General features: G+C 62.6%; 22 protein-coding genes. 11 read left to right on the plus strand and 11 right to left on the minus strand.

The features are described from left to right. Nucleotides 1-214: 214 nt before the first annotated feature. The 3 genes from EI293_RS08295 to EI293_RS08305 all read right to left on the minus strand — a co-directional run bounded on the left by EI293_RS08295 (nt 215) and on the right by EI293_RS08305 (nt 3,666). Complete coding sequence (locus EI293_RS08295) at nt 215-1,681, minus strand: DNA/RNA non-specific endonuclease (RefSeq protein WP_170170306.1); 1,467 nt, start codon at nt 1,679-1,681, stop codon at nt 215-217. A 150-nt stretch (nt 1,682-1,831) separates the two neighbouring features. Then, complete coding sequence (locus tag EI293_RS08300; RefSeq protein ID WP_125436665.1) at nt 1,832-2,374, minus strand: hypothetical protein; 543 nt, start codon at nt 2,372-2,374, stop codon at nt 1,832-1,834. A gap of 110 nt (nt 2,375-2,484) precedes the next feature. Further along, entirely contained in the window at nt 2,485-3,666 is a 1,182-nt protein-coding gene (locus EI293_RS08305; protein WP_125436666.1) for a lactonase family protein, read from the minus strand. 235 nt (nt 3,667-3,901) lie between these two features. Between EI293_RS08305 and EI293_RS08310 the strand changes: the two genes are divergently transcribed. From EI293_RS08310 to EI293_RS08320, 3 genes are all read left to right on the plus strand, one after another. Beyond that, on the plus strand, nt 3,902-5,674 hold the full coding sequence (locus EI293_RS08310; RefSeq protein WP_125436667.1) for a DUF885 domain-containing protein: 1,773 nt from the start codon (nt 3,902-3,904) through the stop codon (nt 5,672-5,674). 66 nt (nt 5,675-5,740) lie between these two features. Then, a complete protein-coding gene (locus EI293_RS08315) occupies nt 5,741-6,151 on the plus strand; it encodes a thioredoxin family protein (RefSeq protein ID WP_125436668.1) in 411 nt (136 codons plus the stop codon). Nucleotides 6,152-6,228: 77 nt separating this feature from the next. Continuing rightward, nucleotides 6,229-6,990 (plus strand): YdcF family protein, encoded by a 762-nt coding sequence (locus EI293_RS08320; protein ID WP_170170307.1) that lies wholly within the window; start codon nt 6,229-6,231, stop codon nt 6,988-6,990. A gap of 73 nt (nt 6,991-7,063) precedes the next feature. On the opposite strand, the gene EI293_RS08325 is transcribed toward EI293_RS08320, so the two are convergent. Together EI293_RS08325 and EI293_RS08330 are read right to left on the minus strand one after the other, a co-directional pair. Then, nucleotides 7,064-7,849, minus strand: coding sequence for an oxygenase MpaB family protein (locus EI293_RS08325; RefSeq protein ID WP_125436670.1), 786 nt, complete (start codon nt 7,847-7,849; stop codon nt 7,064-7,066). A gap of 183 nt (nt 7,850-8,032) precedes the next feature. Further along, nucleotides 8,033-9,433 carry an NAD-dependent succinate-semialdehyde dehydrogenase gene (locus tag EI293_RS08330; RefSeq protein ID WP_125436671.1) on the minus strand — a complete coding sequence of 467 codons (1,401 nt, stop codon included), beginning with the start codon at nt 9,431-9,433 and terminating at the stop codon, nt 8,033-8,035. A gap of 237 nt (nt 9,434-9,670) precedes the next feature. Between EI293_RS08330 and EI293_RS08335 the strand changes: the two genes are divergently transcribed. The 6 genes from EI293_RS08335 (at nt 9,671) to EI293_RS08360 (ending at nt 14,237) form a co-directional block, all read left to right on the plus strand. Beyond that, nucleotides 9,671-10,228, plus strand: a complete 558-nt coding sequence (locus EI293_RS08335; protein WP_246010580.1) for an RNA polymerase sigma factor — start codon at nt 9,671-9,673, stop codon at nt 10,226-10,228. Between the two features lie 2 nt (nt 10,229-10,230). After that, entirely contained in the window at nt 10,231-11,130 is a 900-nt protein-coding gene (locus tag EI293_RS08340; protein WP_125436673.1) for an anti-sigma factor, read from the plus strand. A 121-nt stretch (nt 11,131-11,251) separates the two neighbouring features. Next, on the plus strand, nt 11,252-11,800 hold the full coding sequence (locus EI293_RS08345; RefSeq protein WP_170170308.1) for a heme NO-binding domain-containing protein: 549 nt from the start codon (nt 11,252-11,254) through the stop codon (nt 11,798-11,800). 93 nt (nt 11,801-11,893) lie between these two features. Then, nucleotides 11,894-12,406, plus strand: a complete 513-nt coding sequence (locus EI293_RS08350) for a rhodanese-like domain-containing protein (protein ID WP_170170309.1) — start codon at nt 11,894-11,896, stop codon at nt 12,404-12,406. Between the two features lie 193 nt (nt 12,407-12,599). Then, nucleotides 12,600-13,208 (plus strand): TIGR04282 family arsenosugar biosynthesis glycosyltransferase, encoded by a 609-nt coding sequence (locus tag EI293_RS08355; RefSeq protein ID WP_125436676.1) that lies wholly within the window; start codon nt 12,600-12,602, stop codon nt 13,206-13,208. A gap of 48 nt (nt 13,209-13,256) precedes the next feature. Continuing rightward, a complete protein-coding gene (locus EI293_RS08360) occupies nt 13,257-14,237 on the plus strand; it encodes a hypothetical protein (protein WP_125436677.1) in 981 nt (326 codons plus the stop codon). Here the strand turns inward: EI293_RS08360 and EI293_RS08365 are convergent. The 3 genes from EI293_RS08365 to EI293_RS08375 form a co-directional block, all read right to left on the minus strand. Next, nucleotides 14,209-15,582, minus strand: a complete 1,374-nt coding sequence (locus EI293_RS08365; protein ID WP_125436678.1) for a glycosyltransferase 87 family protein — start codon at nt 15,580-15,582, stop codon at nt 14,209-14,211. The two genes, EI293_RS08360 and EI293_RS08365, sit on opposite strands and share 29 nt — an antisense overlap. Before the next feature lie 128 nt (nt 15,583-15,710). Beyond that, entirely contained in the window at nt 15,711-17,201 is a 1,491-nt protein-coding gene (locus EI293_RS08370; protein WP_125436679.1) for a glycosyltransferase, read from the minus strand. Nucleotides 17,202-17,337: 136 nt separating this feature from the next. Beyond that, a complete protein-coding gene (locus EI293_RS08375; RefSeq protein WP_125436680.1) occupies nt 17,338-18,051 on the minus strand; it encodes a glycosyltransferase family 2 protein in 714 nt (237 codons plus the stop codon). Nucleotides 18,052-18,240: 189 nt separating this feature from the next. Between EI293_RS08375 and EI293_RS08380 the strand changes: the two genes are divergently transcribed. Next, the gene (locus tag EI293_RS08380) at nt 18,241-18,954 is read left to right on the plus strand and encodes a GAF domain-containing protein (RefSeq protein ID WP_125436681.1); all 714 of its coding nucleotides are present in this window, start codon (nt 18,241-18,243) and stop codon (nt 18,952-18,954) included. A gap of 29 nt (nt 18,955-18,983) precedes the next feature. Then, nucleotides 18,984-19,553 carry a hypothetical protein gene (locus EI293_RS08385; protein ID WP_125436682.1) on the plus strand — a complete coding sequence of 190 codons (570 nt, stop codon included), beginning with the start codon at nt 18,984-18,986 and terminating at the stop codon, nt 19,551-19,553. Nucleotides 19,554-19,595: 42 nt separating this feature from the next. On the opposite strand, the gene EI293_RS08390 is transcribed toward EI293_RS08385, so the two are convergent. The 3 genes from EI293_RS08390 to EI293_RS08400 all read right to left on the minus strand — a co-directional run bounded on the left by EI293_RS08390 (nt 19,596) and on the right by EI293_RS08400 (nt 22,674). Then, entirely contained in the window at nt 19,596-20,762 is a 1,167-nt protein-coding gene (locus tag EI293_RS08390) for a formylglycine-generating enzyme family protein (RefSeq protein WP_125436683.1), read from the minus strand. A 17-nt stretch (nt 20,763-20,779) separates the two neighbouring features. Then, nucleotides 20,780-22,195 carry a 4Fe-4S binding protein gene (locus tag EI293_RS08395; RefSeq protein WP_246010581.1) on the minus strand — a complete coding sequence of 472 codons (1,416 nt, stop codon included), beginning with the start codon at nt 22,193-22,195 and terminating at the stop codon, nt 20,780-20,782. A gap of 254 nt (nt 22,196-22,449) precedes the next feature. Then, nucleotides 22,450-22,674, minus strand: coding sequence for a hypothetical protein (locus EI293_RS08400; RefSeq protein WP_125436684.1), 225 nt, complete (start codon nt 22,672-22,674; stop codon nt 22,450-22,452). Nucleotides 22,675-22,695: the final 21 nt, after the last annotated feature.

Consider the following 22,695-nt stretch of genomic DNA (forward strand, 5'->3'; position numbering starts at 1 on the left):
GGAAGGGCAGAATGGGCGGGGATGTCTCAAGGAAAAAACGACGGTGCGGTGGGGCGCATCAAGGCAAAGGTACGCGCCCGCCAGCGGAATAGTTCATCAACCTATGTAGGAACGGGTATTGGCGCTTGGTCGCGGATAGCACTTGCTGCCCACCGGCTAACTTTCAACGGGGGGCGTTCAACGGGGAGACGCGAATACGCGTCTCTACAGGGTGTTACCGCGTTGGGGCGGTATCTACCTGGGCCTCCAGACTGTCCTGGGCGGCGAGGGAAATTTTGCTAAGCAAATCCAGGCCGGTAGCGGCTTCAATGGCGTCGATGCTGACGCGGTAGCGGCTCCAGTCGGGGCTCACGGACTGGTCGTTGGGGGTGTCTATTGCCAGCAGGCGGGCCTGGCCGGCGGCAATGCGCTGCACGTCGTTGCTGCCTTCGGGTAGAATCACGAGCACCTTCCAGACGCGGGACGGCACCGTTACGTGGCCGTTATCAATGGTGGTTTTGAAGCCGTTGGTGCCGGTACCGCCCTTGCCGTAGCTGCCCATGATGACGTACACCTCCTGGCCGCGCTGCACCTGGCCGCGGGTCCATTCCTCCAGGCTGCTCCAGGTGCGCTGGTTGTTGTTGCCGGCCTGCGGGAGCATGTTGGTCATCAGGAAAGTGGCCGAGTTGTCGTCCAGTTCGCGGGTGCGGTCGGCCGAGGGGCAGTTGTGGCCCTTGTCGAAGCCCGAGCCCGCGTAGGAGTTGCGCGTCACCTGGTAAAACTCCCGGGGCAAAGCCGGGTCGGGCCGGAAGTCATCCTGGCGCGGGGCCGAGCCGATGTCGGTGCGGGTGAGGTGCCAGCTCACCCAGGTGGGCGTGCCGCGCTGAGCGTTGTAGCCGATGGTGAACTGGGGCTTCACCAGCAGGTAGTTGGTGGAGCTGCTCAGGCTGGCCGTGGCGCCGCTGGGGTTACCCAGGCCCATATTGTCGTTATCGGTGGAAACGGACGGGGCCTGAGCCGGCTGAACGCGCGGGGAAGCAGGAGCTGAAACCGGAGGCGTAGCGGGAGCTGACGTGGTGTTGCCGCCCGCCACGGCCGTGCCCGCGCCGGATTCCAACACCACATCATCAATGTTCAGCCGGCCGGAACCACCGTCGGTCTTGCGGATTTCCAGCCGCAGCGGGCCGGGCGTGGTGCCCTGGAAGGTGGTGGTGAGCAGGCGCGCGCCTTTGGCCTGCACCGGTGCCCCGATGCGGCGGAACGTGCGGCCGCCATCCACGCTGCCCCACAACTCCCAGGTGCTGGCCGTGTCCTGCCCGTAGGCGGCCGAGCTGATGCGGATGGTGCGCACGCCGCTGGGTGCATCGAAGTTCATGCGCAGGCGGCCCCGGGTGCGCAGGCGGGCGGCGTGCTCCCCGCGCTTGTGGTCTTGGTCGGAGGAGCCGATGAGGGCCTCGGTGAAGTGCCAGGAGCCGGACTGCAGCTGCTCGTCGGCCTCGGTGTAGGCGCCCTTGGTGCCCTGCTCAAACGTTTCGGGGAAGCGGCCGGGAGCCTGCGCTACGGAAGCGGCCGGCTCCACGGCAATGGCGGGCGGGGCGTCGGCGGCCGCCGGACGACTGGTTTCGGGCGGGGTAGAAGAACACCCGGCCGAAGACAGGCTGAGCAGAATACCGGAAAGCAGGAGCGGGGAGAAGCGACGCATGGCAGGAAAGCAGTTTATCCGGCGAATGTAGCGCGAAGCGGTGGTTTCGCATTGGGTGGCCGGTTTCCGGCGGCTGCGGTTTGGGAAGCGCAGAACTGTCCGTAAGGGCATCATTCCGAAAAGAACGTCATGACGTTCTGGTGGGGGACTTTACTTGCGTTTGATTTTGAGCTTGGTGGTGCCGACGGGAGCTTTGGCCTGCTGCATCTGGGCGGTCAGCGGCAGGCTGCTCATAGCCAGAATCACCTGGTCGTTGGGCAGAGAGGCGCAGGAAAGGGCCACTAGGCTGCCCTGCCACTTGTGGCTGAACCCATCGGGGCGGCCGGGACCGTAGAGGCCCTCGAACATGGGCAGCACCTGGCCGGTGTGCTCGGGACCCTTCACAATGATGGTGACGGTAGCGAACTGGTCTTTGAAGAACTTATAATGGATGCGGGCGGCCGAGAACCGGCCCACGCGCAGGTCCTCGCCTTCCCGCTCGTAAATCTTCTCGTCGCCCTTGTCCTGCAGCAGCTTGAGGTGCAGGCTTTCGGTGAGCGGAGAGCCGAAGCGCAGGCCCCGGAACCCGTTGCTTTCATCGAGGCGGCGCACGGAAGCCGGTTGTTGGGCCTGGAGCGTGAGTGTCAAGCTCAGCAACAACATAACTACACCCACCCGGGCCAGCCGTAAATCAGTAGAAAAATAGAAGCGCATATGCAGAAGAAGCCGGCTATCTGCCCGCTGTCGGGGAAACGCCGAAGCCGGCAAAAACGTGTCCGGAAAATGTGTGGTCGGGGCGGTTTTATTGCGGCGGCCGTTTGGGGTTAGCGGAGAAAATCGGGGTACACCTGCAGGCAGACGGGGGCCGATAGCGCCACGCTGGTGCCGGTGGGCGTGAGGCGGCCGGTGCGGGCATCGGCAAAGTACGTCACCACGGTATCAGACTGCTGGTGGGCCACCAGCACCACCCGGCCGCTGGGGTCGAAGGTGAAGCTGCGGGGCGTTTTGCCGGGCAGGGCCACGTGCTCCACCAGTGCGAGGCGGCCGGTGCCCTCATCCAGGGCAAACACCACCAGGCTATTGTGGCCCCGGTTGGAGCCCACCACAAACCGCCCGTTCGGCGACACGTGCACATCGGCGCAGGCATTCCAGCCGGTAAAGTCGGCGGGCAGACAGGGCACCGTCTGGATTTCGCGCAGCGTACCCTGGTGCGCATCGTAAGCCAAGGAAGTAAGCGTAGAATCCAGCTCGTTGATGAGGAAGGCCAGGGGCCGGCTGGGGTGGAAGGTAAGAATGCGCGGCCCCGCGCCGGGTTTGGCCTGGAAAGCGGGCGTGGCTGTGCGTTGCAGGCGGCCCTGCTCCAGCGTGTAGCCGTACACGGTATCGGTGCCCAGATCCACGGCGAAAAAGTGCTTGCCACCCGGGCCGGCCACGATGCAGTGGGCGCGGGCGTTGCTCTGGTTTTTGTGCGGCCCCCGGCCGGTGTGCTGATCCTGGGAGGAGGCAGTTTGCAGGGTGCCATCGGGGTTCAGGGGCAGGGCCGCCACCGTGCCGCTGCCGTAGTTGGCCACCAGTGCGTACCGGCCCTGCGGATCGAGGCTGATAAAGCACGGAATGGTTCCCGCTGATGCCTGCTGATTCAGCAGGGTAAGGCCCCCGCTCTGCTGGTTGATGGCAAACGCACTGACCCCGCCATTGGGGGTGTCCTGGTAGTTATCCACCTCGTTTACGGCGTACAGAAAGCGGTGGCGGGCATCCAGCGTCAGGTAGGAGGGGGCCGCCCCGCCCCGGGCTCCGGCTACCCGCGTGAGGGCCCCGGTAGCCGCATCCAGCCGGTACAGCCAGATGTTGTCCTGCTCGGCGGGGCCGTAGGTGCCGATATACACCAGCCAGGAGCCCGCATCCGAGGCCCCGGCGCGTACGCAGGCCGGCAGCAACAGGGTACCCGCCGCTCCTACGGCAAGCGTGTGCAGGAAACGGCGGCGACTGAGGGTGACGGTAGACATTGGGACGGAAAAAAACAGGTGGGAAAAGCCGCCCGAAGCGCCCGCGCCGGAACCCGACGCGTGGTGGTGGCATCCGGTGGCTGGCTCCTGCTTTGCCGCAGCGGCGGGGTAGCAGATGGGGCTGGAAAGGTTGACAGGCAGCCAAGGTAGCCGTTTGCTTTCTTATAAATGCCGCAACGCCGGCCACTAATCCGCGTCCATTCGGCACTACCTTGCGTTTCAAACTCGTCCGTATATGCCCCACCGCTACGTTTCCCGTTTTCTGCCCCTAGCCGGCCTGCTGGCCCTGGCCGCCTGCAACTCCGGCAGCCAACCCACTTCCGGCACCCCCGCCACGGCCGATGCCGACTTCGACCGGTACAAGTCACGCTTCATTGACTCTTTGTGGTACTACAACCCCGAGTGGGCCAGCGGCGCCGGCTACCACCGCTACGACTCGCTGCTGGTGGTGCCCAACGCCGGCCGCCGACAGATGGAAGCGGCGGCTTTGGCCCGGCGGCGCAAAGAGATGGAAACCTACCCGCTCGAAAACCTGTCGGTGAACAACCAGACCGATTTCCGGCTGATGCAGAACTATCTGCAGTCGGCGCGCTTTTACGCCGATACGCTGCGCGACTGGCAGTGGAACCCGGCCAACTACAACATCGGGGGCTCGGTGGCCGAAATCCTGAACGGCCGCTACTGGCCCCTCGACCGGCGGCTGCGCGCCATCAGTGGCAAGCTGATTCGGGTGGTGGATTACTACGAGGCGGCCAAAACCAACCTGGAACGGCCCACCCGCGAGCATACCGACCTGGCCATCCGCCAGAACCAGGGCGGACTGGAGGTGTTCGGGCAGGCGTTGCAGGATTCGGTGGCGAAATCCGGCCTCACGGCCCAGGAAAAGCAGGATCTGCTGGCCCGGTTGGCTACTACCCGCCTGGCCATGGAAGGCTACGTGCGCTTCTTGCAGCAGCAGGTGCTGCCGGCCGGGCAGTTCCGGTCGTTTCGCATCGGCAAGCCGCTGTTTGACCGCAAGTTTGCGCTGGATATCCAGTCCACCTACTCCGCCGATGAGGTGTACCGCAAGGCCCTGCAGCACAAGCAGGAACTGCTGCGCGACATGAAAAAGCGGGCGACACGCCTCTACCCGAAATACTTCCCCGGCCAGACCCGCCCTGCCGACTCGCTGGCCGTGGTGCAGCAGGTGATTGGTCGCCTTTCGCAGCAGCACGCCACGCCCGAGGGTTTCGTGCAGGCAGTGAAGGACCAGATGCCTACGCTGGTAAAGTGGGTGGATGACCATAAGCTGCTCACCCAGGACCCAAGCAAGCCGCTGGTAGTGCGCGAAACGCCGTTGTACATGCGCGGCAGCGGGGCCGGAGCCAGCATTTCGGCCCCCGGGCCCTACGACAAGGCCGCCAACACCTACTACAATGTGGAGCCGCTCACCGGCCAGCCCGCCGCCCGCGCCGAGAGCTACCTGCGCGAGTACAACACCTACACTCTGCAGATTCTGAACATTCACGAGGCCATTCCGGGCCACTATACGCAGCTGGTGTACGCCAATCGCAGCCCCTCTCTCATCAAATCCATCTTCGGCAACGGGGCCATGATTGAGGGCTGGGCCGTGTACACCGAGCGCATGATGCTGGAAAGTGACTATGGCGGCAACACCGACGAAATCTGGCTGATGTGGGATAAGTGGAACATGCGCGTGACCCTCAACGCCATCCTCGACCACGAGGTGCAGGCCGGCAGCATCACGGAAGCCGAAACGGTGGCCACGCTCCGCCGCGACGGGTTTCAGGAGGAGGCCGAGGCCCGCAACAAGTGGCTGCGCGCCACTCTGAGCCAGGTGCAGCTGAGTAGCTACTTCACCGGCTCCACCGAAATCTATGACCTGCGTGAGGAGCTGAAACGGCAGCAGGGAGCTAAATTCGACCTCAAAACCTTTCACGAGCAGTTCCTTGGTTTCGGTAGTGCTCCGGTGAAGTACATCCGCCAGATGATGCTGGAAAAAAACTAAGCCGGTTTTTTTCCCGTTTTAGGAAAATAAATTCGTCTCGGGAAGGAATTTCCCGGGACGAAATTTTTGTCTGCGGAGGACATTTCGCCGGCTCCGGTTCCGCACCGCTTCTACCAATCAGCTTACCGCATGAAAGTCATTGACACTAACGATGAGGGGTTACGCACGCTCATCCACGATTATCCCCGGGTGCTGGCCAAATTCACTTCCTCCAACTGCCCGGTTTGTGACCTGCTGGCCCCGCCCTTTGAGCAATTTGCGCTGGATACCACCTACCAGACCACTGCCTTCCTGCGGCTGGATGCCAGTGAAAACCCGGTAGCCCGCAAAATGATGGATACCAAAGTGGCCCCGTTTTTTGTGTCGTACTGCCGAGGACAATTGGTAGAATGTGATACGCTGCGCACGGAAGAGGAAGTCCTGCAAATGCTGCAACAGCTTCAGTCCTGCACCGATACTGTGGCCGCACCGGTATAAAGAGGCGGGCAAGTGACGTTTGGTGGCCGCGAAGTGAGGGCCGGAAATCCTGCCGTAGCTTCGCGGCTATGTTCTTTATGCTCTCCAAGGTTCTGGATTTTCTGTTGTCGCCTACTATCTGGCTGGTGGGCCTGCTGCTGGCTGGGGTACTGATCCGGAACGCCCGGTGGCGGCCTCGGTTGTTGTGGGCGGCGGCGGCCGGGTTGCTGCTGTTCACCAATCCGGCTCTTATCAACGAGGCTATGCTGGCCTGGGAGAAGCCGCCCATCACGCTACGGCAGCTGGGCTACCACGACGCGGGCATTCTGCTCACGGGCATCACCGAGGGCCGCAAATCACCGCACGACCGGGTATACGTGCAACAAGGAGCCGACCGGCTGCTGCACACGCTCTGGCTTTACCGGGCCGGCCGCATCCGTCGTATCATTATCACCGGCGGCTCAGGAGCACTGAATGGCCCGGTAGCGCAGACGGAAGCCAAGGAGCTGGAAGTGCTGCTGCGCTTGGCCGGGGTACCCCGGCAGGATATCTTGCTGGAAACCCGCAGCCGCAATACCCGCGAAAACGCATTGTTCACCAAAGAGCTGCTGGCCCAACATCCGGAAATCAAGTCAACGGTACTGATAACCTCCGCTTTTCACCAGCGCCGGGCCATTGGCTGCTTTGCGAAGGTGGGGTTGCACCCAACCCCTTTTCCGGCCGGCTACTACTCCTCCGACCGAAAACCCAGCCTCGCGTACTGGGTGCTGCCCGGCGACCAGCCCCTGAGCCTGTGGAGCATTCTGCTGCACGAAGTAGCCGGATACATGGTGTACAAAGTACTCGGCTACGTGAGTTAACAGCCGCCGGGAAAGTGCCGGATGCTGACATCAGGCGAAAAACACTGTCCGTAGCTGCTGCTGGCCGGCCCGGCTAGGCCGCCTGGGAAAGCGTGGCCGCAGGCACCACGTCCAGAGCGGCAATCTGAGCGCGGTAGGCTGGCGGGAGCAGGCTGGTTTTCAGCCACCGGAAAAGTGCCGCGTGCTGCGCGTAGCGGTACAGCGGTACCACGGCCCGGAGCCAGGCATGCTGCCCCAGCCGTAGTTGCTGCCTGACCACCGTAGGCACTACCAGCCGCTGCCCCTGCAACAGCAGCTGGTAGCGCAGCGGCCCCAGGTGTCGGCGGTACTGCCGGTACAAATCAGTTGTAAAGTGGCTGTGCAGAAGGTCCTGCTGCAGATGAAGCTGGCGGTCCGGGAGCCAGGCGGCATAGGTAGCGGGCAGCTCCGGAACGCCCATACGCTGGCCCACCCGGCAAAACACGTCGAATACCTCCGCTTTTTCAGGCTCCGTGAGCTGCCGCTCCAGCAATTCAAACGCCCGGATGGAATAGTCGATAAGCATGTAGAGCACGTCGCGGTAGGCCCAGGCCGGAATGGCCTGGCCGCGCTTGGCCTCCACGGCGGCGTGAATGGCGGCAATGGTGTCAATAGCCTGCTCGGCCCCGGCCCGGTCGGCAAATACAATCCGGCGGGCGTACTCCACCGTCGAAAATAGGCGGGCCAGCGGGTCGGCGGGCAGACGACCGGTGAAGTAGAGCCAGTCCACGGCCTTGTTCACGGCAAACTCGGCGGCGGCTCCGGCAAAAATGAACAGCACCGTATCGGCCTTGCCCCAGATGCGGCGCACTACCGAATCCTGCGCTACGAAATATTCCATGCACGGGTAATTATTAAACTTCTGTTCCTGATACTGTCCTCGCGGAATTAGAATGTAATAGTAAAGCAAATTACTTTGAATTGCAAAGTTGATATTTGGTCCTTGTAAGAATTCAACGAAACAGCCCGGTCATCTGAGTCCTCTCTCAGGCTGCCGGGCTGTTGTACAAAGTGTTATCAGGTTCTACTCTACTTTCTTGCTCGCTTGCGGTTTTTCGTCCTTCGCCACCCAGATGGATTTCTGGTTGACAAACTCCCGGATGCCCAAGTGGGAAAGCTCCCGCCCATAGCCTGATTTCTTGATGCCCCCGAACGGCATTTCCGGCGCCGACTTCACCAAGCTATTCACGAACACCGCGCCGGCCTCCACGCGGCGGGCCAGTTCCTGGCCGCGCCGGGCGTCGGCGGTCCAGATGGAGCCGCCCAGCCCGAAGCGGGAGTCGTTGGCGAGGCGGATGGCATCGTCGGCGTCCCGGGCTTCCAGGATGATGGCCACGGGACCGAAGAACTCCTCAGAGTAGGCGCGCTGGCCGGGTTTTACGTGGCTGAGCATCATGGGGCGGAACAGAGCGGTGCCGGGCTTGCTCTGGCCGCCGTATAGCTCCACCTTCGCGCCCTGCCGCACCGAATCTTCCACCTGCTGGGTCAGCTCGTCGGCCAGGTCGGGGCGGGCCAGGGGGCCGTATTGGGTGCTTTCGTCGAGCGGGTCGCCGGGGCGAAACGCCAGCAGGTGGGTTTTCATCTTCGAGATGAATTCCTTGAGCACCGGCTTTTCAATAATGAAACGTTTGGCGGCAATGCAGCTCTGGCCGGCGTTAATCATACGGGCCTGGGCGGCAGTTTTGGCGGCCACTTCCAGGTCGGCATCGGCCAGCACGATAAAGGCATCGGAGCCGCCCAGCTCCAGCACGGTTTTTTTGATCTGGCGGCCGGCCGTGGCCGCCACTGCCGCCCCGGCCGGCTCCGAGCCGGTAAGCGTCACGGCCCGCACCCGGTCGTCCTCGATGAGCTTTTCCACCAAATCGGAGCCGATGAGCAGGGTGCGGAACGTGGCGGGCGGGAAGCCGGCATCGTGGAAAATCTGCTCCAGCGCCAGCGCGCACTGCGGCACGTTGGAGGCGTGCTTGAGCAGACCCACGTTGCCGGCCATCAGGGCCGGGGCGGCAAAGCGCACCACCTGCCAGAACGGGAAGTTCCAGGGCATCACGGCCAGCACTACGCCAATGGGCTCGTGGGCAATGAAGCTGCGCTGGGCATCCGTCTTGATTTCCTCATCGGCCAGAAACTGCTCGGCGTGCTCGGCGTAGTAGTCGCAGCACAAAGCACACTTCACGGCCTCGGCGCGGCCGTCGGCAATGGGTTTGCCCATTTCCACGGCCATCAGGCGGGCCAGCTCGTCCTGCCGCTCGCGCAGCAGCTCGGCGGCGCGGTGCATCAGGCGGGCGCGGTGGGCGAAATCCGTGGTGCGCCACTCGGCAAATGCCCGGTGGGCCTGGGTGAGAATCCGCTCAGTTTTGGCCCAGCTGAAGGCGCGGAAACGCCGCTCGACGCGGCCGGTGTAGGGGTTGAAGGATTCGATGGGCATAGCAGCAGGAAAGGAAAAGGAATGACGGGTGGGAGAGAGGACGTAAAACAAGCTCAACGGCAGTCTGGTTGTAGCGGCATTGCAACTTCGCTGCCCGGCCGGCCGTAGCAACGTGGTTGCGCGCCGGTACTGTACTTTACGGGACCGTTGTGCTGAAATCTAGGTTTATCGTGTACTTTCGTTTCATCCGCAGGGTTTGGCCGCTTGTGCCGTCCCTGTTTCCCTTAGCTGCTGCCCGTGTCCGCTTCTACTCCTGAGTCAGCTGCCCTCGAAACCGAAGTTCTACTCGTGCAGCGTCTGCGCGACCGGGACGAAGGGGCCATGACCATCTTCTACAACAAATACTCCTCGGCCCTTTACGGCGTTATCCTGCGCATCGTGAAGAAGGAAGAAACCGCCGAGGACGTACTCCAGGAAGCCATGGTGAAAATCTGGCACTCATTCCCGTCTTATGACGCCGAAAAAGGGCGTTTGTTTACCTGGGTGATGAATGTGTGCCGAAATTTAGCCATCGACAAAATCCGCTCCCGCCAGTACCGCGTAGGTAGTCGTACGCAGCCAATAGAGGAAAGTGCAGCGCTGCGCCAGGCCGCCGAACCATCATTCCGGCCTGAGCACATTGGTCTGCAGGAAATCACGAACAAGCTGAATCCGGACCAGCGACAAATCGTGGACCTGCTTTATTTCGGCGGATTTACGCAAAGCGAAGTGGCAGAAGAACTGAATCTCCCCCTCGGGACGGTGAAAACCCGTGCCCGGGCGGCCATCAAAGTACTTTCTAAACTGATTCGGTAATCGTGAACATACAGGACTACATCGAATCTGGCATCCTCGAAGAATACGCTCTGGGCGTACTCAGTGAGGCCGAACGCGCCGAAGTGGAGCGTATCGCGCGGGAACACCCGGACGTAGCCCGGGAGTTGAAACAGGTGATTGGCGGACTGGACGTCTATGCCGAAGCCCACGCCGTAACGCCCCCCGACGGGATGCGCGAACGGGTGCTGGCGGGCTGGCAGCAGGCCATCCGGGCTACGGCCGAGCAGGAAAAAACCATTCAGACGGCCGATGCTCCGGTAGCCTCGCCCCGAATGGTCGTGTCTCCCGTGTCGGAGCCCGTAGCCGCTCCGGCTCAGCAGGAGGCGGTGGTCCGGCAGCTGCCCGCCGCCGAAGCTCCCGGCCGCATCCGCCTGATGATTGCCGCCTCGGTGGCTCTATTGATGCTGAGTGCGCTGGGCAACTATCTGTTGTACAGTCGACTGAAGGAAACGGAAGCCAACCTACAGGTAGCCCAGACGGAACAGTCGCGCTACGCGGCTACCCAGAAAGCGGCCCTCAACGAGCGGGACCAGCAGTTGTCGGTACTGCGCAACGAGGCCTTCCGCCCCGTAGAGCTGAAAGGCACCCCGAAAGCCCCCGAGGCTTTGGCCCGCGTGTACTACAACACCCAGACCAAAGCGGTATTCGTGGACGTCCGCAACCTGCCCGCGCTGCCCGAAGGCAAGCAGTACCAGCTGTGGGCCCTCGATAACGGCAAACCGGTGGATGCCGGCGTACTGGCCTCGGCTACCGCAGCCGGCGACAGTATCCAGCAGATGAAGGACATTGCCAGTGCCCAGGCCTTCGCCGTAACGGTGGAAGATGCCGGGGGAGCTGCCTCGCCCACGCTGAGCACCATGACGGTAGTCGGCAACATCTAGGAGCAAGTTGGAGTTAAAGCCGGGGAGCAGGTTGCGCAAGCAGCCTGCTCCCTGTCGTATCCGGCCGGGTGATTCGGGCAAATCCGGCTATCTTCCGGCCTTACCAATCAGCTTTTTCCTCGTGCACGGTACCATCTTCACGCTGCTTAAACGCTACGTCCAAACCCAGTACGACCACAGCACCTGGATCCGGCTGCTGGAAGCCTCGGGCCTTACGGCCAGTCACTTCGACCACAAAAACGTGTACCCCGACGAGCACATGTACCGGCTGGTAGGGGAGGCGGCCGCCATGACCGGCCTCTCGGCCGATGAGCTGCACGAGCGGTTCGGCGAGTACTTGGTGCCCGACCTGATGTACATGTACCAGCGGCTGCTGCAACCCGGCTGGACCACGCTGGACATGCTGGAGCACACCGAAAACACCATGCACCGCCAGGTGCGCCAGGAGCACGCCGAGAATGCGCCCCCCGTGCTGAACGTGACGCGTATCTCGCCCGACGAGCTGTTTATCGACTATGTGTCGAAACGACGGATGGGGGCGCTGGCCGTGGGTATAGTGCGCGGCGTAGCTAATTACTACGACGAATCCGACCAGATTCTGGTGGAGCCTACTACCTCCGAAAACGGCGAGCATGTCCGGATTCGGGTGCGCCGTACCCGGCCGGCGTAGGGGCTGGCTCAGGCGGCGCTTTTGTTTCTCTGAATTTTTGTAACTGCCTTGTTTATGCTGCGGTGTCTGTTTTCCCGGCGGATTAGTTTGGTCATGGCCTTTTTTCTGGCCGTGGCCCTGACCGCCTGCGGGCAGCAGCCGGCCCCGGCTTCTTCAGATATGAGTGCCTACGACCACATGTTGAAGCTGCTCTACAAGCAGACGGTGCCCGTGGTGCAGCCTGCCGCCCTCACCGCGCTGCTGCAACAATCGGCCAGTGGACCGGTGCTGCTGCTGGATACCCGCACCCCGGCCGAGTACCGCGTGAGCCACCTGCCGGGAGCCCGGTTCGTGGATTTCGACCATTACCGCGAAACCAACCTGAGCGGCGTGGCCCGCACCCGGCCGGTGGTGGTGTACTGCACGGTAGGCGCGCGGAGCGAGCAGGTGGGAGCGTGGCTGAGGGAGCAGGGCTTCCAGGACGTGCGCAACCTCTACGGCGGCATCTTCCAGTGGGTAAACGAAGGCTACGGCGTGGTAAACGCCCAGGGCACCACCGCCAACGTCCATCCATACTCCGTGCTTTGGCGGCCCTGGCTAAAAAAAGGCACCCCGGCGTATGAGTAAGGTGTCAGTTGTTGGGTATTAGTTTTTCGTTTCTGGTGAGTTGTCGAGGTTGCTTAGAAAGTTGCCAGGACGTCATGCTTTATCTGTCGTCCGCCTGTCGAAGCGTGACGGTTTTTTCTGACTGCCCAAACAGCTTCGTCAGCAGCCAATCCGACCAATAACCAACAACGAAAAACCAAAACCAAAAACGACTTTGCAACATCTCATCATCTTTGCCCGGCACCCGGAGTTGGGGCGCGTGAAAACCCGACTGGCGGCCGATATCGGTGCGGAAGCGGCCCTGGCAATTTACCGGCAGCTGCTGGCGCACACCCGGGCGGTGGTGGCTCCGCTGGCGGTACACAAAACCGTGTGGCTGGCCGAAACGGCCCACGCCCCGGAGCAGGCCGCTGACTGGCCCGGCTACGAGCAGCTACCCCAGCCCCCCGGCGACCTGGGCCAGAAAATGCAGATGGCCTTTGACCACGACTTGGCCCGGGGAGCCACGAAAGTGGTCATCATCGGGACGGATTGCCCGGGGCTGACGACTGAACACCTCACGGAAGCCTTTGCCGCGCTAGACACCCACGATGTGGTGCTGGGGCCGGCCGCCGATGGCGGGTATTATCTACTGGGCCTGAAGCAGCTGCACGCCGAGCTTTTCCGGAATAAGCCCTGGAGCACGGCCACCGTGCGAACCGAAACCGAAGCCGACGCGGCCCGCCTGCACCTGCACCTGCACCGCCTGCCGGAGCTGACCGATATTGATACCGGGGCCGACCTGCGCGCCTGGCAGTTGGCTTCCGGCCAAACATTAGGCTAGGGTTTGCGCGTATGGTAGCGCACCTTTGTGCCTCTGTTCCCCTTGTGTATGCGTTGTGTTGTTGCGTTTTGGGCCGTGCTGGGCTTGGCCAGTGCCTGCTCCTCCAAATCTGACCGGAAGCCGGAGCGGGCTGCCGACCAGATTCCGCTGGGTAACCCGCTTACCCGGCGGGGTGGTCCGTTTCAGCAGCAGTGGGCCATGAACCCGTTGTGGGAGGATGGCAAGGCCGAGGTAGCCACCTACGAGGCCGAGCGGGTGCTGTACGGGGAGCCGCGCCGCTTCGAGTACACGCTTATCACGGTGAAGGAGGAGTTTAACCGCCAGTACAACGTCAAGACCGACGATTACCAGCGCAAGGACGTGTTTCCGGTGATGAAGGTGAACCAGTTCTGCCGCATCCCGACCCCCAACTACCCCTACCACTTCCTGACGTCTTTGTTCTTCCGGCGCGACCAGCCCGTGGAGCTGCACAAGCTCACCACTTCGTCGCAGGAGTGGTGCGGTACTACGTTCAAGGCCATTACCGATGACGGCCTGCAGTACCAGCAAACCTACAACTCGTACTGGGACGGGCAGGGCGAAGGCCGCCGGACGCTCCGCCACGACGTGCTGTTTGAGGATGCGCTTCCCTACACGCTGCGCAGTATGCGGTTTGAAACGCTGCCGACGGTAGCGGCCCGCATCTACGAGTTGCAGCAGACCAGCAAAGCCCCCGCCCCGCACCTCTACGAAGCCCAGATCAGGGTGGAAGATGGCCTGACAGCCGATACGCCTGAGCCGGCCTGGCGCGTGCGCGTGGCCCTCACCGACCAGAAACAGAACGTGTACTGGTTTGCCAAAACCTACCCCAACGTGCTGCTGCGCCAGACCACCTGGGACGGCCGCAACCTCTGGCTGAAGCAGGTGCGCCGCTACGCCTACTGGCCCCAGTCGGCCCCCGCCGCTACGCCAGCCGCTGCCGACTCCCATATAACTGATTCCGCCCCTGACTCCGTTGCCGCTATGCCTGACTCTGTAGCGGTGCGCTGAGGCGGCCTTGTCGCGCATCCAGGGCCAGCACCACCAGCACCACGCCGTATTCCAGGGCTACCAGCATCAGATTTTCGGTGTAGGCGCTGGTCTGATACGCCGCGTACGACAGCACCGCCATTCCGGACCACACCAGCGCGTAGCGGGCTTGGCTGAACACGCTCAGGGCCACCAGCGGCGTCAGGTACCAGGGGTGCACGGTGGTAGCCAGCAGGAAGTACAGCGTGAGCAGTAGCAGCAGGGCGTGGGGCAGGGTGGCCCAGGTTGGGCGCCGTTCCGTGAGGGCCAGTATGCTGGCCCCGAGGGCTACCGTGAGGGCCAGGGCCGGGCCGAGGCGGGCAATCTGGTTGTAGCCGGTGTACCACTGCCCGGCCGCCCGCAGCAGGTAGTAGAAGCTGGCGTTGAACTCGAACGTACGGAAGTACAGGTCCAGGCTCCGCCCGATGTTGCGCAGCAGTTCCAGGCTCAGGAACGGCCCGAACAGCAGCAGTAGGACCCCAGCCAAGCCGAGCCCGAACCGCACCAGCGGCCCGAGGGGCCACAGCTGTAAACGACGCAGCAGCAGCGGCAGCACCAGCAGCGGCAGCAGCTTGGTGGCTACGGCCAGCGCCAAGGCCCCGCCCGCCGCCAATGTTCGGCCGCGCGTAAGCAGCCAGAGCATCAGTAGTAGAAAGCTGACAACCAGAGCCTCGAAGTGCAGGTTGCCGGTCAGCTCCAACACCACCAGCGGGTTGAGCAGGTACCACAGTGCCCGGTGCGCCGGCTGCCCGAACCGGCGCAGCAGCAACACCAGCAGTCCGGCCGTGGCCGCTTCGGCCAGTAGAATGGCCAGCCGCAGCCCTACCACAAACCCCCGCGCCGAATCCGGAAACAGCCCTGCCGCCGCTCCAAACACCAGCTGACACACTGGCGGGTACACCGAGTAATAATGGGGCGAGTTCAGGGCCGGATACTCCGCGCGCAGCTGTGCCCGGGTGGCGGCCGACAGCTTACGGCCCGCGCCGCTTGGCGGCGTGGCAGCCGCAGAATCAGGCGTCAGGAGTTCAGCGGGGCGGTATTGGTAGGGATTAATGCCGTGAGTAAGTAGCAGGCCGTCCCAGCGGAAGCGGTGATAATCGTCGGAGAAGGCCGGCAGTGCCGGCAGCCACAGCAGCCGCAGTAGCAGGGCCACGCCCAGCCCCAGCCGGAGCGACAAACCGGTTTTCAGCAGCACCACGTACAGCCCGAACGCCAACCCGAATAGCCCCAGCAACAGCCCGAAACTGGTACGCGGGGTGGCATATGCCAAGGCCGCGTAAGCCCCGGCACTTCCCAGAATGGTGCTGACTTGAAGGGCCGTTTTCACGATAGAGCGAAGCTAAGTATTGAGACCTGCGTACTGAGTATTGAAAAATCTATCAGTAGTTTGATAGTCAGATGCTTGATGATTGTCTTACTACTCATCACGTATATCTCAGTACTTAGGCAGCAAGCTTACTCGGCGTGGCGCAACGAGTAGAAAAATACCAATCCGTAGCCCGTAGCCAACAGCAGGTGCGTGGGCAGCAGGCCGTACTCGTGCAGATACAGGCCGGCCCCGATGCCGAACAGGAAATATGCGGCCAGCAGCCCTTCCAGCCAGGTCAGGCCGCTCAGCAGGCGGCTGGTGCGGTACCGGCGGCCCCGCCACGCACCCGGCCCCTGAAGCAGGCCCAGCTTAGGGGTGCGGATGAAAGCCGTGGACCGTCCGATCAGGCCCAGCAGCACGGCCCGCGAGTTGTGCAGACTCAGGCCCATCGAAAAGGCCAGAAACAGCAGCAACTGCCCTGCAAAGCCCGGTCCGGGCGGCTGGCGGTGCTGCCGGGCCTGCTGCCAGGCCGTGCGGAAGTAGAATGTGAGGGGCACCAGCGCCAGCAGGAAAAAGGCCGCCAGCCAGAACACCGGTCGTAATTCCTCGGCTCCCACGGCCCGCACAAATACCAGCGGCACGCTCAGCACGGCCATCACCAGAATAGCCACGAACACGCAACTGTTGAGCAGGTGAAAGGTGGCGTGCAAACGAGTGCTCAGGGGCTGGCTGGAACGCCACACCCGGCCCAGGTGCTTGCGGGCGGTTTCGGCCGCGCCCTTGGTCCAGCGGAACTGCTGCGACTTCAGCGCGTCCATGGTGGCGGGCAGCTCAGCGGGGGCGGCCACCTGGGGCAGGTAGCGGAACTGCCAGCCCCGCAGCTGGGCCCGGTAGCTCAGGTCGAGGTCCTCGGTGAGGGTGTCGGCGCTCCAGCTGCCGGCGTCCTCAATGCAGGCCCGCCGCCAGATACCGCCGGTGCCGTTGAAGTTGAGGAAGTGTCCGCCCTGCTGCCGGCCCACCTGCTCCACGTAAAAATGCGCGTTCAGCCCAAACGCCTGGAGCGTAGTCAGCAAAGAAAATTCCTCATTGAGGTGGCCCCAGCGCGTCTGTACCACGCCGGTGCGGGAGCCATTCGGCTCATCCCGAAAAAAATGTGGCACCGTACGCTCCAGAAAATCCGGCTCCGGCACAAAATCGGCGTCGAAAATAGCCACCAGCTCCCCGTCCGTGAGCGTGAGGCCGTGGGCCAGCGCCCCGGCCTTGAAGCCCGTGCGCTCCGGCCGCCGTACGTGGTCGATGCGCAGGCCCTGGGCCTGATAATAGGCCACACGGGCTGCCACCAGGGCCACGGTTTCGTCGGTGGAGTCGTCGAGAATTTGCAGGTGCAGGCGGTGCGTGGGGTAGCGCAACGCGGTACAGGCGTCGATGAGGCGTTCCACCACGTACTGCTCGTTGTAGAGCGGGAGCTGCACCGTGAGGCGGGGCCACTGCGGCGGCGCGGGCGGGGCGTCCTCAGCCAGCCGGGCGTAGGCCCGCCGGGCCAGCCGCGTCAGGTGCCACTGCGTGAGGCTGAAGCCCAGCAGTAGCAGCAGACACAGGCCGTAGAGCCCCACCAACACAACTTGCAGAAGAAACATGAATCGGGTACTTGGATTGTGGGGGTTGGTACTGCTTGGGTTGCTGGCTGAAACAACTGGTTGTCAGTTTGTTCGCTGCTTTGGGGTGGCTGGCGCCCAATCACCAGACCAGGCACTAAGTACCACTTATCACTTACTAGAGGTAGCGGAAAATCGTCCAGAGAATTTTGTAGCCTGCGCCCAGCGTGCCCTTCACCGTGCCCGATACCTTGCTGACACCAATGCGGCGGCGGTAGCGCACAGGCACTTCCACGGAGCGCAGGCCCAGCTTGGCGGCTTTCAGCTGCATTTCCACCGTCCAGCCGTAGGTGGTATCCTGCATCCCGATACGCAACAATGCCTCCCGCCGGATTGCGCGGAACGGGCCCAGATCGGTGAAGCGGGCGCCGTAGAGGCGACGAAGTAAGGTGGTGGCCAGCCAGTTGCCGAAAATCTGCTGGGGGAGCATGGAGCCGGCCTCGCGCTGGCCCAAGGCCCGGGACCCAATCACCAGATCGGCCTCCTGGCGCAGCAGTGGGGCCACCAGGGCCGTCATATCCTCGGGGTAGTCGGAATAGTCACCATCCAGAAATACAATGATATCGGGCTGCTCGGCCAGAGGCCGGCCGTAGCAGTGGGCCATGCCGGCCAGGCAGGCGTGGCCGTAGCCGGGGCGGGTTTCGCGCAGCACGGTGGCCCCGGCGGTGCGGGCTACCGCGCCGGTCTGGTCGCGGGAGTTGTTATCCACCACAATGACCTCGCGCACCAGGCCGGCCGGAATTTCGGCCAGAACCCGGGCAATTGACTGCTCCTCGTTGTAGGCAGGAATGATAACGTCGATGACGGAGGGGTGCGGGGCAGAGGCGGGCATGAGTGGCAGTTAAGACTGCAAAGATGCACACCCGGTAGCTACCATCCGGTGCGGCCCCTGCGCAGCGGCCGGGCGGCAAAGCCCGCTGCCGGCTAGGGTAGGGAGGGGTAATTACGTAGCTTTGCGTAAATCAGCGGCTTGGCTTCGTCAGGCCGCTGATTTTTTACCCTACCTGCTGTTCCCGGTCGTATGGATCATTTACCCGACTCGCTGATTCCGGCCGACGATATTTCCCGTCTGCGCAGCCTGCATCACTATCAGGTGCTGAATACCACGCCCGAGCCGGTGTTTGATGAGTACGTGGCCCTGGCGGCTCAGCTTTTTCAGCTGCCTATCTCGCTGCTGTCATTGGTAGATGAGCAGGAAGTGTTTTTCAAGGCCAACATCGGGCTGCCCGGTTTGGAGCGCGTGGCCCGGCCTGACAGCCTGTGCTCGGCGGCCATTCTGCAGGGAGAGGTGCTGAGTTATGCGGATCTGGCCACTGAAGGCTGCAATCTGGTCAACCCCTACGTGGCCCAGGCGGCGGGTTTGCGCTTTTATGCCGGCGCGGCCCTGCACATGCCCGATGGCAGTAACATTGGCTCCTTGTGCGTGATGGGCCGGGAGCCGCGCAGCATCGAGCCCGACGAACGAGTTCTGCTCACCACGCTGGCCCGGCTCCTTAGCCTGACCATTGAACTGCGCCGCCACTACCTCGGGGCCGGTCGGCAGCCGGAATGGCTGGCGGCGCAGCAGGAGCTGCAGGCCCTGCTGACCGATGAAGCCGCCATGGCGCGCTACCTCACCAGCCAGCCGGATACGCCTTCTGCCAACGAGGCGGCGCCGGTCCGGCAGCGGCTGCTTACGTTGCGCCGGGTGCTGGAGGAGCGCCTGGCCGAATTTGCTCCCCCGGCGGCCGGTTAGCCGCCCCGATTTCCCTTTTTCTCTCGCCGATGTCAGGTTTATTCCAGGAAATATTTGAGCGGGCCCGCCAGGAAAAGCGCCTGCTGGGCGTGCGCACCAGTCAGAGCGACCCGGGCCGGTTCTCGGTGGGTTACGTGGTGAGCTTCTCGGAGGAAGTGGTGGTGCTGCGCATCATCAACCGCGACGGGATGCCCACGGCCATTCAGTCGTTCAACATGTCGGAGGTGTTCCAGGTCGATTTCGACGACCAGTACATCCGCCACGTCGAGTTCAAGGCCGATAACCTGGACAAGGTGTACGCCGGCCTCAAGTCGCCGCAGTTTCTGGAGCAGGAGTATGTGACGGTGCCGCTGCTGCTGGAGCGGGCCCACCAGCTGGGCCAGCTCGTGAACGTGTACACCCATCTGGGCATGGATTACTACGGCTACATCCGCCGGCTCACGCCCGAGCAGGTGCTCATGGAGTGCTACACCGAGTACGGCGCGCCCGACGGGCTGGTGGTGTACCGGGTGGAAGACGTGCGCAACTTCATCTGGAGCAACGAGGACACCCGGGTGCTGGAGCTGCGCCTGAAGCCGCGCGGCCCGGCGGGCGCGTAGCCGGGGCCGTTTCGGCCGCCTCTGGCGGCGGGAATGGCTAGGCTACTTCCGGTTCGGGTACGATACCTCGCACACGCACCGGAACCCGATGTGCGGGGCCGGCCCGCCGTAGGTGCCGCGCGCCTTCACGGTGCAGGCCTCCAGTGGATCGAGGTAGCTGCCGCCCTTGGTAACGCCGCGCTCCTGCACCATTTCGGCGGCGTTGCCGGCTAACTGATACAGGCCAAAGGGAGTTGGAGCCAGACCGTACACATAGTCAGGAGTGCTCAACGTCATGAAACCTGGTGTCGTCCAGCGGTAACGTATGGTCGGCAACGGCTTTTGCGTACGGTTGAATTCGGTGATTTGCTCCTTGACTTGCCCTTCTGATTGTGCGCTGCCAGCGCGCCGCTTGAGGTAGGCGGCGGCGGCTGGATTTATCCGTGCCGGCTGCTGTAAACAGGGCATGGAGTGTATCTGGTTTGTGCCAGCGTTGGCCATGTACTCCCACTCTGCCTCCGTAGGAAGTCGATAGGTAACGCGCGTAAAATCAGATTGCACCGTATCAAGTGGTAAGCCGGTACGACCTGGCTGCCCTTGCTGATAGAGCGTTGTAACGCGCTGGCTACGCCAGCGGCAATATGCTTGTGCCTGCTCATAACTGATTCCGGTTACCGGGTAGAGAAAGTAAAATGGATCAGTGAAATAATCTGGTTGTGGTAACATGTTTCGTTGAGGCCACATCCGGGCAGCCTGGGCGGAATCACCGTCAAATTCCAGATAACGAATAAACTGCTGCCACTCCAGGTTAGATACTTCCGCTTCGTCAGGGCGGTAATCAACACCTGGTAGTAGCAGGTTGCCCGGGAACTGTAGCGTCTGTTTGGTGGCCTTCTGGGCTTGCGCTACCAATTGCCCCAGTGGCGTTTCAGGCGCTACCACGCACTCATTCATGGTCAGGACCTCATTGTCCTTGAAGCCTCGGTAAATAGGATAGGCCGGATCTTCAATATTGATGGATACCAGCCCCGGCTTTTGCCAATGGACAGCAGGCTGTGTATCGGCGGGCCACGTAATGCCGGTTCCTATGATAGGCTGCCCGGTATAGGCGCTATACCTGCCTGGTAACGTGCTGCTAGGCTTGACGCTTGCACAGGCATGCAGAAAAAAGACTCCAGAAGCCAGTGAGGCAAGTAATGAAGTGGGTGTAAGTCGTGGCAGTAAGGTCATGATTGCAAGCTAAACGCTTACCCCAAAATCCGCAAAGAATCGGCGGAAATGAGCTGCGACGCCTGGTAGCGGCCTTCGCGCGGGCCGTTTTCGAGGTTGAGCACGCCGCGCGGGCAGGCGGTGCTGCACAGGCCGCAGCCCACGCAGGAAGCCCGCACAATCGGCTCGCCGCGCTGGGCGTACTGCTTCACGTCGATGCCCATTTCGCAGACGTTGGAGCAGTTGCCGCAGGAAATGCACTGGGCGCCGTTGGTGCTGATGCGGAAGCGGGAAAAGTGCTTTTGCAGCAAACCCAGGTAGGCGGCCATGGGACACCCGAAGCGGCACCACACCCGGCTGCCCATCAGCGGGTAGAAGCCCACGCCAATAACGCCGGAGAAAATAGAGCCGATGAAAAAGCCGTACACTTTGCTCAGCCCATCCACCGGGCTCAGGCCACTTACCAGCGGCAGGCCCGACTGCTGCGGCGTGGTGAACCAACCCGGCAACACGCCCGCCGCGCCCAGCCACAGCAGCGCCGTGACCAGTACAATAAAGCCCAGAATGGGGTAAATCAGGCGGACTTCCCAGCGCCAGGCGGCGCGGCTTTTGTGGGAGAGGTGGCGGTACGGGTCGCCGGCGGTTTCGGCCAGGCCGCCGCATCCGCACACCCAGGAGCAGTACCACCGCTTCCCGAAGAAGTAGGTGAGCACCGGCGTGGCCACGAACGACATCACCGCACCCCAGAACACCATGAACACGCCCAGGGCCGGGCCGCCATCCTTCAGCAGGTAGCTCACGGTGCCCGGAAACAGGTAGTCGTACTTGAGGGGCCAGAAGTAGCTGAAGTAGTACTCGGGCCGCTGAAAAGCCAGCAGCAGCCCCGGCAGCAGAAAGGCAAATCCCAGTTGAAAGAACATGACCGAAGCCGTGCGGATGCGCTGGTAGGGCGAGTGACGGTACTTCCACAAGGCCCGCCCGCCCATCAGCAGCACGGCCAGGGTGTAGAAGGTGCCGTAGAGAAACCACTGGTCGGCGGGCCGGCGGCGTAGGGCCTGGCTGACGGGGTCGAGGGCGTGGACGAGCTGGTTGAGCGGGCCGAAATTGCCCTGGCCATTATCGGAGCTGAACCAGTAGAGCACCACGTAGAAGCCGGTGAGGACCACGGCCGTAAGCCAGGCCAGGGCCCCACGGGCGGTACTGCCGCGCAGCCACTGGTCGTTGAGGCGCACGCCGGCAGGGCCGCGCCCGAAGGTGTACCAGCTCCAGCCCAGCGTGCCCGCACTCACGAGTCCCAGGGCCGCGAAAAAGCACAGCCGGGCCCGGGCTGCGTCTCCGTCGAAAGCCACGGGCAGCAGCAGCAGTAACCCCAGACCCACTACGGCCAGCAGCAGCTTTTCAGGTACCGAAACCGGCGAAACAGGAGCAGTTGTCATGGCGGTAGGGGAAGTCAAAAGACAAGGAGGAAAAAAGGGAAAGGCGGAGGCGTTGAATTGAGTAGAACGATGTAGAGACGCAACACTTTGCGTCTCCCCGCGTGCTGTTCAACGAGGAGACGCAAAGTGTTGCGTCTCTACATCGTTCTGCGGCTCGCCGATGGAACCAGGCGGCATTTCAGCCGGAAGTCAGCACGCGGGATTGGCTATGCCTTCCTTCGGTTTCTCGCAGGCTCGGAATAACGTTCTGTTAATCAACAACAACTAAAAACTCAATGATGATGATGGTCGTCGGAGGGCTTGCCGAAGTAGTTGAGCAGGGTGCCGCCAATGTACAGCGCCAGCCAGCACAGGTACAAGTAGTTGTAGCCTTCGGGCTGCGCGTTGCCCAGTAGCCGGATGATGAGCTGCGCGCCGCCGCTCATGACGGCCCCTACCACGGCAATAAACTGGAAGCTGTTGAGGGCGTTGGGATGATATAGTTTGGAGAAATCCATCGGGAGCAAAGAGAAAAAACG

This window comes from Hymenobacter perfusus, from assembly GCF_003944765.1.
Lineage (GTDB): Bacteria > Bacteroidota > Bacteroidia > Cytophagales > Hymenobacteraceae > Hymenobacter > Hymenobacter perfusus.

What these genes read in the sequence shown, in the direction of transcription:
- EI293_RS08305 (WP_125436666.1), bottom strand. Translation starts at nt 3,666, where the DNA reads ATGTCTACCGTCACCCTCAGTCGCCGCCGTTTCCTGCACACGCTTGCC.
- EI293_RS08380 (WP_125436681.1), top strand. Translation starts at nt 18,241, where the DNA reads ATGGATCATTTACCCGACTCGCTGATTCCGGCCGACGATATTTCCCGT.
- EI293_RS08400 (WP_125436684.1), bottom strand. Translation starts at nt 22,674, where the DNA reads ATGGATTTCTCCAAACTATATCATCCCAACGCCCTCAACAGCTTCCAG.
- EI293_RS08370 (WP_125436679.1), bottom strand. Translation starts at nt 17,201, where the DNA reads ATGTTTCTTCTGCAAGTTGTGTTGGTGGGGCTCTACGGCCTGTGTCTG.
- EI293_RS08300 (WP_125436665.1), bottom strand. Translation starts at nt 2,374, where the DNA reads ATGCGCTTCTATTTTTCTACTGATTTACGGCTGGCCCGGGTGGGTGTA.
- EI293_RS08350 (WP_170170309.1), top strand. Translation starts at nt 11,894, where the DNA reads ATGGCCTTTTTTCTGGCCGTGGCCCTGACCGCCTGCGGGCAGCAGCCG.
- EI293_RS08390 (WP_125436683.1), bottom strand. Translation starts at nt 20,762, where the DNA reads ATGACCTTACTGCCACGACTTACACCCACTTCATTACTTGCCTCACTG.
- EI293_RS08295 (WP_170170306.1), bottom strand. Translation starts at nt 1,681, where the DNA reads ATGCGTCGCTTCTCCCCGCTCCTGCTTTCCGGTATTCTGCTCAGCCTG.
- EI293_RS08310 (WP_125436667.1), top strand. Translation starts at nt 3,902, where the DNA reads ATGCCCCACCGCTACGTTTCCCGTTTTCTGCCCCTAGCCGGCCTGCTG.
- EI293_RS08385 (WP_125436682.1), top strand. Translation starts at nt 18,984, where the DNA reads ATGTCAGGTTTATTCCAGGAAATATTTGAGCGGGCCCGCCAGGAAAAG.
- EI293_RS08375 (WP_125436680.1), bottom strand. Translation starts at nt 18,051, where the DNA reads ATGCCCGCCTCTGCCCCGCACCCCTCCGTCATCGACGTTATCATTCCT.
- EI293_RS08325 (WP_125436670.1), bottom strand. Translation starts at nt 7,849, where the DNA reads ATGGAATATTTCGTAGCGCAGGATTCGGTAGTGCGCCGCATCTGGGGC.
- EI293_RS08360 (WP_125436677.1), top strand. Translation starts at nt 13,257, where the DNA reads ATGCGTTGTGTTGTTGCGTTTTGGGCCGTGCTGGGCTTGGCCAGTGCC.
- EI293_RS08320 (WP_170170307.1), top strand. Translation starts at nt 6,229, where the DNA reads ATGCTCTCCAAGGTTCTGGATTTTCTGTTGTCGCCTACTATCTGGCTG.
- EI293_RS08330 (WP_125436671.1), bottom strand. Translation starts at nt 9,433, where the DNA reads ATGCCCATCGAATCCTTCAACCCCTACACCGGCCGCGTCGAGCGGCGT.